General features: G+C 61.7%; 13 protein-coding genes, 1 pseudogene and 1 other annotated feature. Of the genes and pseudogenes, 5 read left to right on the top strand and 9 right to left on the bottom strand.

The features are described from left to right. Positions 1-177: 177 nt before the first annotated feature. The 9 genes from P1J78_RS22835 to P1J78_RS22795 all read right to left on the bottom strand — a co-directional run bounded on the left by P1J78_RS22835 (position 178) and on the right by P1J78_RS22795 (position 5,427). The gene (locus tag P1J78_RS22835; RefSeq protein WP_275569694.1) at positions 178-1,230 is read right to left on the bottom strand and encodes a tyrosine-type recombinase/integrase; all 1,053 of its coding nucleotides are present in this window, start codon (positions 1,228-1,230) and stop codon (positions 178-180) included. Positions 1,231-1,427: 197 nt separating this feature from the next. Continuing rightward, positions 1,428-1,655 carry a hypothetical protein gene (locus P1J78_RS22830; protein WP_275569693.1) on the bottom strand — a complete coding sequence of 76 codons (228 nt, stop codon included), beginning with the start codon at positions 1,653-1,655 and terminating at the stop codon, positions 1,428-1,430. Then, positions 1,645-1,986 (bottom strand): hypothetical protein, encoded by a 342-nt coding sequence (locus P1J78_RS22825; protein ID WP_275569692.1) that lies wholly within the window; start codon positions 1,984-1,986, stop codon positions 1,645-1,647. Before P1J78_RS22825 ends, P1J78_RS22830 begins: the two co-directional genes overlap by 11 nt. Beyond that, entirely contained in the window at positions 1,983-2,573 is a 591-nt protein-coding gene (locus P1J78_RS22820) for a hypothetical protein (RefSeq protein WP_275569691.1), read from the bottom strand. Before P1J78_RS22820 ends, P1J78_RS22825 begins: the two co-directional genes overlap by 4 nt. Positions 2,574-2,851: 278 nt before the next feature. Further along, the gene (locus tag P1J78_RS22815) at positions 2,852-3,637 is read right to left on the bottom strand and encodes a hypothetical protein (protein WP_275569690.1); all 786 of its coding nucleotides are present in this window, start codon (positions 3,635-3,637) and stop codon (positions 2,852-2,854) included. Between the two features lie 39 nt (positions 3,638-3,676). Continuing rightward, complete coding sequence (locus P1J78_RS22810; protein ID WP_275569689.1) at positions 3,677-3,997, bottom strand: hypothetical protein; 321 nt, start codon at positions 3,995-3,997, stop codon at positions 3,677-3,679. Between the two features lie 66 nt (positions 3,998-4,063). Further along, complete coding sequence (locus tag P1J78_RS22805; protein WP_275569688.1) at positions 4,064-4,453, bottom strand: hypothetical protein; 390 nt, start codon at positions 4,451-4,453, stop codon at positions 4,064-4,066. Position 4,454: 1 nt separating this feature from the next. Then, positions 4,455-5,009: a hypothetical protein gene (locus P1J78_RS22800; RefSeq protein WP_275569687.1), complete on the bottom strand. Its 555-nt coding sequence runs from the start codon at positions 5,007-5,009 to the stop codon at positions 4,455-4,457. 208 nt (positions 5,010-5,217) lie between these two features. Further along, positions 5,218-5,427 (bottom strand): hypothetical protein, encoded by a 210-nt coding sequence (locus P1J78_RS22795; RefSeq protein WP_275569686.1) that lies wholly within the window; start codon positions 5,425-5,427, stop codon positions 5,218-5,220. Positions 5,428-5,439: 12 nt separating this feature from the next. Between P1J78_RS22795 and P1J78_RS22790 the strand changes: the two are divergent. The 5 genes and pseudogenes from P1J78_RS22790 to P1J78_RS22770 form a co-directional block, all read left to right on the top strand. Further along, positions 5,440-5,607: pseudogene (locus P1J78_RS22790) on the top strand (TetR/AcrR family transcriptional regulator); the annotation flags it as partial. A gap of 96 nt (positions 5,608-5,703) precedes the next feature. After that, positions 5,704-6,078 (top strand): hypothetical protein, encoded by a 375-nt coding sequence (locus P1J78_RS22785; protein WP_275569685.1) that lies wholly within the window; start codon positions 5,704-5,706, stop codon positions 6,076-6,078. 212 nt (positions 6,079-6,290) lie between these two features. Next, a complete protein-coding gene (locus P1J78_RS22780) occupies positions 6,291-7,013 on the top strand; it encodes a hypothetical protein (RefSeq protein ID WP_275569684.1) in 723 nt (240 codons plus the stop codon). A 312-nt stretch (positions 7,014-7,325) separates the two neighbouring features. Then, positions 7,326-7,385, top strand: a sequence feature (sul1 is cis-regulatory element that is thought to sense ions involved in sulfur or methionine metabolism; They are found in Alphaproteobacteria). A 69-nt stretch (positions 7,386-7,454) separates the two neighbouring features. Then, on the top strand, positions 7,455-8,936 hold the full coding sequence (locus tag P1J78_RS22775) for a SulP family inorganic anion transporter (protein WP_275569683.1): 1,482 nt from the start codon (positions 7,455-7,457) through the stop codon (positions 8,934-8,936). A 12-nt stretch (positions 8,937-8,948) separates the two neighbouring features. Beyond that, positions 8,949-9,800: a universal stress protein gene (locus tag P1J78_RS22770; protein WP_275569682.1), complete on the top strand. Its 852-nt coding sequence runs from the start codon at positions 8,949-8,951 to the stop codon at positions 9,798-9,800. Positions 9,801-10,235 lie beyond the last annotated feature (435 nt).

Below are 10,235 nucleotides of genomic sequence, written 5' to 3'. Positions count from 1 at the left end.
CTCGACGGCCGCGCCGGGTTCGAGACCTACGCCCCGCGGCTGTCGCGCTACGGCGGGTTCTTCCTGAACCAGCTGCACGGGCATCACCAGATCGAGGACATGCACTATTAGTTGGAGACTCATCGGACATTTTTCGATTGCCCTTAGATATCAGAAACTTATGCCATGGTGTGCGAACTACTCTTCCTCGATTGTGCGGAAAGTGTGCGGAAGGTTGATGCTCCGCACGGCGTTATGAGCCGACTTGGTGTCCAGGTGAGCGTACCTTTCGACCATGCGGTAGGAGCTGTGACCGAGGATGCTTTTCAGGGTGTAGAGGTCACCTCCGGACTGCACCCACCAGGAGGCGAAGGTGTGCCTAAGGTCATGAAAACGCAGGTCTTCTAGGCCAGCGCGTTCCCGGACATTCTGAAAGAACCCGTCGAAAGATCGGTAGGGTGCGGGCTCTCTGCGAGCGGTCAGTCTGTGCCAGAAGACGAGGTCGTCCGGGGCTGTCTCGCACACCTTTTCGAGTGTGCGGACGGCATGGGCGGTCAGGGGGACCACCCGGGACTTCCCGTTCTTGGTCAGCTTGCCTGGAAGGAGCACCTCCCGACGGTCCAGGTGTAGCATCGGCTTGCGTAGCGCCTTCAGCTCCGCGGAGCGCATGCCGGTGTGGCAGGCGACCGTGATGATGTACTGGTGCATGTCTTCCCAGCAGGCCTCCAGCAGCCGCTGGTACTCGTCCTCGGTCAGGAACCGGTCCCGGCTGACCAGCTTCAGGTCCACCTTCGAGAAGCTGTGGACCGGGTTGACCTCCGGTGCCCCGGGCATGTGGTTGATCGCGTGGTTGAAGATCGAGGACAGCACAGCTAGGTCGCGCCGGATCGTGCCTCCCTTCACCTGCCGCCGGCGGGCGGCCACGAACGCCTTGAGCTTCTCCCGGTCGATCTCGGACAGGGTCAGGCTGCCGAAGTACGGGTCGAGAAACTTCAGCCGGCGCGTGTAGCTGAGGAGGCTCGAGCGCTTCATGTCCGTCACCTCGAAGAAGTCGACCGCGGCCTCACGGAACGTAAGGCTGTGTGCATGTCGATGCTCCTGGTGCAGCTTCTGGATCGCCTCTTCCAGGTCTACAGTACGAGCAGATTTGCGAATTTCGCGTCCGTCCCGCCCTTCGAAACGGATCCAGAGGAGCTTCGATCGCGAACGGGTGTAGACCCGCCCACACTTATCCGTGTGGAGGACTGCCATGCCAGTTCCGCCTTAAATTTCTGAATGAAGTTTCCGAGGGCTTCGGGCTCGATGTGTTGGGAGCGGTTCAACCGTATGGCTGGCAGGTTGAACTTTCCCAGGTTTGGCGAGGCGCAATCTCTGCTCGAACCGCGTCGCGGCGAACTGCCGCGCGACTTCGTATCTGTCCATAGTATCCGCTCGGATAGGGGTGGTTATTAGGCGGCGAGGTCGAAGAAGTTCTCTTCCAGAAAGTTCTCGATGCCTTTGATCTCGCCGTAGCCCGCGAGGGTCACCCAGACATCTCGGTCCAGGCCGGCTGCGGTCTTAAGCTTGATCGACCTGACCACGTCCAGGGTGGAGTTGATGTCGACGTGGAACACCGCGGGGACGTCCTCGAGGAAGCCCCAGTCGGTGTCGATGTCGATCGTGGTTTCATGCAGCATCACAGATCAGACGCCAGCTGACGCCTTCCCCTCCTTTCATGTGGACGATGAGGTCGCGTGCGTCGTAGGCGAACTCCTCGTCGTAGTAGTCGTGGATGATGTCCACGCTGGTGACGTTCGACAGTGTGACGCCAGGAAGCCGCTGGCTCCCTTTGGCCTCGAATTCGCCGAACTCGCCCTCGATCGAGATCGGAACGCGGGCCCCCTGCACCCAGTCGACGGCCGGAATGACCGGGATCAGGTATTCGCAGCCGTCCCGGTCGATGACGCTGATCGCGTTCTCTCCCAGGCCGGCGGCGACCACGCCGTGGAAATTGCCGAGTTGGATCATCGTGTCAGGTGCTCCTTGTTCAGGTGGATCAGAACCTCCCGGAGAAGGTCTTCGGGCATGCCCTCCGTGATCGGAAGGGCAACGACTTCGTCCCAGCAAGTGGGGGTGTTCTCCGTCAGCATCATCTCGGCGATCTCGACCCCCTCCTCGAAGGTCCAGTCGTCGTCCCCGCGATTGCCGATGTCTGGGGCTTCCTCCGGCGGCGGTGGCGCGAATTGGCCGTTGATCTGCTCGACCGTCCGGTGGAGGGGGTTCACGCACATGTCTTCGCCGCAGAGGGACTTCAGGCGGAACTCGAAGTTGGGTTTGGTCGCGATCTGGAAGAGCAGCCTGGCCACGCCGATACGCTTGCCCTGCCACTTGATGACCGGGCGCTTCTTGTCTCGCACCACAGTCTTGTACGGGAGATTGCCGTAGTCTCTCTCCATCTTCGACCGATGGGTGTTCGTCCCTCCATCCGCGTTGCCGGTCCAGATGATGTGCTCCATCGGCAGATCGGTGACCTCGATCTCGCCCAGGACCAGCTTCTCGATCAGGGGTTCGTTCGTCTTCTGGGCCAGACGACGGGCGAGGGTTTCAATACGCATTGAGGAGTGCCTCCACATCTCTCAGTTGGGCCTTCAGGATCTTGTGACGGCGTCGGGTTCGGGCGAGGAGGCTCTCGAGAGCCCCTCCTTGGTAGGGAATCTGCTGAATGCCGCGGCACACGCTCTTCTTTCCTTTCGGCTATCGTCTTCGAGGACCGCGCAACGGCACCAGGCGCCTTGTTCTCTGTCAACTTAATGTTGACCGTTCGTCTCTTCGCTCTCCAAATCGGCGACGACGTAGGCGTTGTGGGTGGGGTGATCCTTTCGGGGGTTCCAGTTCATGCTTCGATCTCCAGAAAGCGTTCGAATTCGTCGTGGCCGATCGCGGCACGGGCTTGCTTTGCCATCGTTTGTTGGGCGTGGTAGATGCCCTCGGCCTTGCGGCTGTCCGGGTTCTCACCGATGGAGGAGCACCATTCCTCGAAGGTCTCCTCCCAGTGCGAGCACTCCAGCTGCACGATCTCGAGCAGCTCCTCGAGATTGATCGGCGCGGCGCGGTGGTAGCGCTGCTTCAGGTCCTCGAAGATGCCGACGTCATAGACCGTGCGCGGCCTCTGCGGGTTATCCATGCGGGAGACGAGGACACGCAGTGTACCGATACCGGATCTGGCCCACGGCACGACATAACCGAGGCCGGTGCCGAACTTGTTGTCGAAGAAGACGTGGCCGTACTTCGTGACGACGCGGACGTGCCACATGATGAACTTGTCATCGTCGCTCGGGATCGGCTTTGCGTCGTCGATCTTGAGGCCGTGGTCCTTCGCGAACTTCGCGAAGCTCTCGGGCTCGGGGAGGTTGTCCCGGCGCACGTCGAAGCCGACGCCGCTGCGAAACGTCTCCGCGAGCTCCACGCACTTCTGTTCGAGGGGCCAGAGATCCTCATCATCGTCGCAGAACCCATAGTTGCCGTTGGTGTAGACAACCATGGGGACGGCCCCCATCCCCAGGTCGACGATCTGCACGATGTCGTCGCGCTCGCGGATCAGGTCCGCGGCCGCCGCCTCGATCTCACGGACGGCGGCCGTGTGTGCCTGCTCAAGAAGAGCAGAAGCTCGTTGTTTCATGTGATCCTCCATCGGATACAGGTTTGGGATAGCTGGATATCAGACCCAGTGGAAGCCCGATTGCCGGCAATCGGCGACGTGCGGCCCCGAGATCAGGTCGCGCATCGCGGCGTCCTGCTTGCGTTCCATCCGCCGGCAATCCTCTTTGCCGAAGCAGGAGCGAGGCACGCTCTCGAACCGCTGGAGCGCGGCAGCGATGAAGTCCTCGGCCTTGTCTGCCGGAACATGGCCGAGCGGATTGTAGGGGTCGGAATTCTTCCCAAGCAGGACAACCCCGTCCTTGCGCTGGTTGCAGTAGTAGGTGTCGCTGCGCACCCAGTAGAGGTCGGACCGGAACACGAACTGTGAGTCCCAGCGCACGTCGAACGGGACATGGACAACGTTGTCGAGGCGCGGCAGGGCACGCTTGGCCAGGGCGAGGCCGTCCTACCACTCATGCTCGAAGCCGTCGGAACTGGCCGTGAACTTGTTCGGGTACTGGCTCTCCAGGTAACAGAGACAGGCCGTCACGACCTCGTCGTAGGGCTTGCGCGCCGTCTTGCAGAAGTCCCAGCCGCGGGGCATGGTCTGCCATTCGGGTTTCGGCGCCCGGTCCTGGTAGATCACGAACGTCTCATGGCTGTCCTCTTCGACGCCGTTAATCAGGATTTCCTTATCCATGCAGACCGCGCCCGGGGTCGGGATCGGCGAGTCCCCATGCGAGGTGCCAATGATGACGTCGGTCGTGCCGACGATGGCGACGATGTCGTCCTTGATCTCGGTCCACTCGGCGTTCGTGAACCGCCGGCGGTGCGTCCAGTAGTGTGTGTATCCCATGTCAGATGATCTCCATTCCATCGAGCCAGTAGCCGCTGAGGCGGACAAGCTGGCCAGTCTTCTCGGACTCGTAGACGCTCCGGCCCAGGTTCCGCTTCGTGAAGGTGCGGCCGTAGCCGGACACCTCGACCGCGGTGCGGATACGATCTCCGACTTTAGGCCGGGGGCGGCTGTTCCAGCGAAGGGACCGGCGGCGGAAGTCGAGCGCGTGCTCGTTCGTCGTCGGGCTCAGGAGCTTGAGCACGCCGGCCGGGCATTTGCAGTGCTGCGGGGCCGGGGCCATGTCCTCGGTGATCCCCTTGTAGCCCCACTCGCCGCGGTCCCGCTTCGTCAGGAAGATCGAGCACCAGACGACGGAGCCATCAGGGTCCAGGGTGTACCCGGAGACCAGTGAGTCCTTCAGGTCGCCGGCGTAGCGGACAGCGCAGTACCAGATCGTGTTGACCCTCGGGATGCGCAGCACCTCGCAGGTGTAGGGCGCGTCAGGCACCAGCTCATGGAGCCGAAGGATTTCCGCCTTCTCGTCGCGAGGCGGGTACATGAATGTCCATCCCATCAGGATATCCTTTCGATCTTGATCCCGGGGGCGAGCCAGTCGCCTTCGATGTATCGGACACGGGAAGCAGTGAATTGAACGTCAGCAAGTCGGGGTGACTTGGTCCGCAGTGTGATGAGGGCCCGGTCCAGGTTCCGGTTCGGGTCCGGGAGGATCATGACCTCGCCGGGGGCGAGGCTCAGGATCTTGTCAGGGAGACGGGTACCCATCACATGTTCGCGACGACGAGGGCCGCGTGCAGGTTCTTCTCCGCTTCCTCGATGCTGGTTCCGTCGGGGTAGAGATGGCCCCAGTCCTCCCACCAGGCAGTGCGGCTGAGGGCATAGGTCATCGCCTCAGCCACGTCCTCGCGCCAGGTACCGTGGTGGGTGTCGGCGAGCCGACGGCCCAGAGTCTCAATATCCGCTGAAATAGGCATCTTCTCCGTCTCACGTCTGCCGAGGACGCGGAGACTCGCGCGGGCCTCATCGTCAGCCAGCTCTTCGGGATGGCGCTCTGCCGCTACATCCTCAAGCTGCCGCCCCTGGTCGACATGACCGCGGACGAGATCATCGACCGGATCGGACCTGTCGTGCAGGTCTACTTGCGAAGTGATTGATGCGTCAGAGGTCCGGGTCATTGGCCCTTGGGAGAGCAACCAACAACGAGCCGAGCGGAATTGCGACTCGGTCCGGTCATATGTCACGGCACAACAATGGCTCAGGACAACGACGATCCAGATCTCCTGCCCCTCGTCGTGGTGGCCGCAACACTGGTTGCTACAGGTACGGCGCTGAGTTCGACCCGGCTCCTCTTCGGGCTCCTGGCCATCCTGGCGGGCTTCATACTTCTGGTTCCTGCAATTGTGCGCATGGTGCAACGTCAAAGGGGGCAAATCGATGAGCGCACGCGAGGACGTTTGAACGTCTGGGCGGTGGTCCTTGTTTTCGGCATGATGCTGGCCGGGGGCGGCGCAACACTGTCGGCGGTTTACCCGCCGATGATCGGCCTCGGCATCGCGATTGGAGGCGGTGTTCTCTGCTGCGTCGGAGGCTGGCGACTGATCGTCGGATCCGATTGGCGCGATTAGGTCCTGCCTGCAGCGAGAGCCAGCTCGCGTCCTTGGTTGTTTCAAGCTCGGCGTCGGGCCCGGCCCAGTGCTACCATTGACCCTTGTCCTGCTTCGCCGCGGTGCGGCCCGCGAGCCCTGACCTTCGCTGCACTTGCACAATGCAGGTTCGGGTGAAGGCTGGCAATGCGGACATCATGGAACCACACCGCGGTCTGTGGCAACATCCTGACATGATCGAATTCCGCGCTCTCGCCGATGACCATCCCGACCTCGCGCATTCTCCGCTGCTTCGGGGCGCTCTCCTGACCCTGCAATATTCTCAGAATCACGGGTCAATTGGTCTAACCAAAACAAAGGCCTTCAAGCGAGTTTTCGTCCATTGGGCCGTTGAGCATTTCGAGTGGCCGGGAAAAAGCACAGAGGAGATGTTCCGCTACAACAAGGTGATCAACGAGTATGAGTTTCCCCCGCTCGAGGTTCTGCATTTCCTGCTAATGTCCCTGCGCCTTGGACGTCACCGAAAGGGTGAGTTTCGACTGACCAAGCGTGGAGCAGAGCTGGCGCAAGCCCCTGGCCATTTGTTTGCCGAACTGATCCCATATTTTTTGTTCCAGATCGATCACGCTTCCTATGCGCGCTTCGACGACCGTCCCTTCGGAAAATGGGACGTCTGGATGAACGTGATCAACGTAGAGGCCGATCATGGAACGACCGAGGCTACCTTGTTCGAAACGTTCTACGGCGAGACACAGGATTGGGATACCGCGGGGTGGCGAGAGATGGCCGCGTTCTCATCTTGCGTGCTGCGGCCGCTCGAATGGGCGGGATTGTTGATTGAGACCCGGGAGGACAGCGCCGGCAAGCACGTGTGTCATGTGTTCAAGTCTCCACTCTGGCGCAGCGCGCTCAACCTTGACACTGACGAAATGCTACAACCGGTGTCTGTTCAGTGACGGATTTTCCACCGTTGCAAAGACGCGACGCTGCTTGCGTAGGACGGCCCTGAGCGGACTCTCGTCGGGATGCTCCTCGCTGCACCGCATTCCCGGAAGCGGTCCTTCGTGGCACCGTGCAGCATCATTCACGAGGGCGAGGTCCGAATGCGGGACATTCCTGCCCCTCGCGAAACGCACACCATGCGTGGAATGCCTGTGTAGTTGAGAGGTTTCTGCGGCACGCGCAAGCGTTTCCGAGGAAAACTGGACCAGGCCCGAAGGCCACAGCCTTGCGATTCCTTTTTGGGGCGGCTATCGGAACGCTCATCATCTGGACCTGGGGTGCAATTCCCCGGGTGGCTCTCCCGGCCGCCGATCCGCCGGGCCAACCAAGACTATCTAAAAAGATGACCGGCGCGGCGTCGCCGCCGGACTGCACAGGAACGGGACATCCCAAACATGAACTTTAACGCCTACCGGCGCCAATGGCTCGGTAACGTGCGCGGCGATCTGCTATCCGGCCTTGTCGTTGCGCTCGCCCTCATTCCCGAAGCGATTGCCTTTTCGATCATTGCGGGAGTGGACCCCAAGGTGGGTCTCTACGCTTCATTTTCCATTGCAGTTGTCACTGCCGTCGCCGGTGGACGGCCCGGCATGATCTCTGCCGCAACGGCAGCGACCGCCGTGCTCATGGTTACGCTGGTTGCTGACCACGGCCTCGAATACCTTCTGGCGACCACGGTGCTCGCCGGCCTTCTCCAGATCGCCGCCGGCTTCGCGCGGCTGGGGCACCTGATGCGCTTTGTCTCGCGCTCGGTGATGACCGGCTTCGTCAACGCGCTCGCCATCCTGATCTTCATGGCGCAGATACCGGAACTGACGGGCGTCCCCTGGCTGACCTATCCACTCGTTGCGGCCGGACTCGCGATCATCTACCTCTTTCCCCGCCTGACGCGGGCCGTGCCGTCGCCGCTGGTGACGATCATCGTCCTGACGATAGTGGTGGTTGCCATGGGCTGGGACGTGCGCACCGTTGGCGACATGGGTGCGCTTCCCGATACGCTGCCGGTCTTCCTGATCCCGGACATTCCGCTCAACCTCGAGACTCTGGCAATCATCTTTCCATATGCTGCCGCCGTGGCCGTTGTGGGATTGCTCGAAAGCCTGATGACGGAGAACATCGTCGATGACCTGACCGATACCAAATCGGACCGGAACCAAGAGTGCATCGGTCAGGGCCTTGCCAACACCGCAACCGGTTTCATCGGCGGGATGGCAGGCTGCGCCATGATCGGCCAGTCGATCATCAACATCAAATCCGGCGGCCGGGGGCGGCTGTCCTGCTTCGCGGCCGGTGTCTTCCTGCTGTTCATGGTTGTCGTGCTCGGCGACCTCGTGGCGCAGATCCCGATGGCCGCCCTCGTGGCAATCATGATCATGGTATCAATCGGCACCTTCTCCTGGTCCTCGATCAAGCAGCTGAGAACGCATCCGCGGTCCTCTTCTATCGTGATGCTCGCGACGGTGGCGGTGGTGGTCTACACTCACAATCTCGCCATCGGGGTGCTGGTGGGCGTGCTGCTTTCGGGCCTGTTCTTCGCAGGCAAGATCGCGCAGCTCTTCCGGGTCACCTCGTCCCTGTCCGATGACGGGCGCGTGCGCACTTATCATGTCGAGGGACAGCTCTTCTTCGCCTCGGCGGAGGACTTCATGGACGCATTTGACTTCAAGGAAGCTGCCGACCGCGTGGTGATCGACGTAAGCCAAGCGCATATCTGGGACATCTCCTCGATTGCGGCTCTCGACATGGCCGTACTCAAGTTCCGCAGGGACGGGTCCGAGGTCGAGATCGTCGGCATGAACGAAGCATCGAAGACCATCGTCGACAGGCTCGCTGTCCACGACGAGCCCGGCGCGATGGACAAGCTGATGTCTCATTGAGGGAGGGAAAAAATGATCATGAAGATCATCGCCTTGGTGGATGGCTCCACCTATTCGAAGAGCGTCTGCGACCATGCCAGCTGGATCGCCAGGCGCGGCGACTACGCCGTCGAGTTGATGCATGTGCTTGGCCGGCGTGAGGGCGGCGCAGGGTCGGACCTTTCCGGAGCGATTTCCCTGGGCGCCCGCAGCGCTTTGCTCGAGGAACTTTCCAGTCTCGACGAGCAGCGCGCGAAACTGTCCCTCACACGCGGCCGCGCCATCCTCGAGGACGCCAAGGCACTTCTCGGCGAGACGGGGATCCGGACCACCGAGCATCTGCGGCATGGGGATCTCATCGAAGCGATTTCCGAGAAGGAGGGCGAAGCCGAGATGATCCTGATCGGCAAACGTGGCGAGGCCGCCAACTTTGCCAAAGGGCATCTGGGATCGAATCTGGAGCGTGTCATGCGCGCCTCCTCGAAGCCGCTCTTCATCGCCTCAAGGGCATTCCGGCCGATCGGGAAGATTCTGATTGCTTACGACGGCAGTGCAAGCGCCATGCGCGCGATCGACTACGTTGCCCGCTCCCCGATCTATGCGGGTCTCGGCATCAGGATCGTCACTGTCGGGTCTGCGACGGAGGTCGCGAAGAATGGACTCGAGGATGCGAAAGCCATGCTGTCGGCTGCGGGACTGGACGCGGAAACCGGCATTCTGCCCGGCCAGCCGGAAGAGGCTCTTGGCAAGCTCATCGAGGCGGATGAATTCGATCACCTCGTCATGGGCGCCTCCGGGCATTCCCGGCTTCGGTCCCTCTTCGTCGGCTCAACAAGCCTCGAGATGCTCCGCACCTGCAAGGTCCCGATCCTGCTCGTGAGGTGACGGCGAGGAAGAGCCGACAGAATATGCCGGGTCGCAATATGCCGCGCCCGTCGGAGGAGCCGATCCTCTCGCGGGAAGCTTCCGCCAATTACTCCGCGGGGCCGCCGACCGGAGATTCTTCAAACGATGCCTTTGTGGAAATTGGGTCTGGCGGGAACACCGGGACCTCGTTCCGCACATTTCCCGCTGCGTGGGGTGCGCCGGATAGCGCGACATGAATCTCGTAAAAGGACGCGAAGCCGACCTGCGGCAACGCAGCGCCCCACACGCCTGGCGGCAGCTGCGAGACCGTCGCTTCCGGCCCTGAGCTGCCGTTGGGCGCGACCGCCTGTGCGGCGCCGCAGCGTCACCGAAGCGGCCTTTCATCCCTGCCGCAGAACAATCAACGTCTCGAGGTCGGCAGTGCGGGACGGAGTAGACATTGAGGCACAGTTG

This window comes from Psychromarinibacter sediminicola (assembly GCF_029168335.1).
GTDB classification, from domain to species: domain Bacteria; phylum Pseudomonadota; class Alphaproteobacteria; order Rhodobacterales; family Rhodobacteraceae; genus Psychromarinibacter; species Psychromarinibacter sediminicola.
This window is presented reverse-complemented; position numbering and strand designations above follow the sequence as displayed.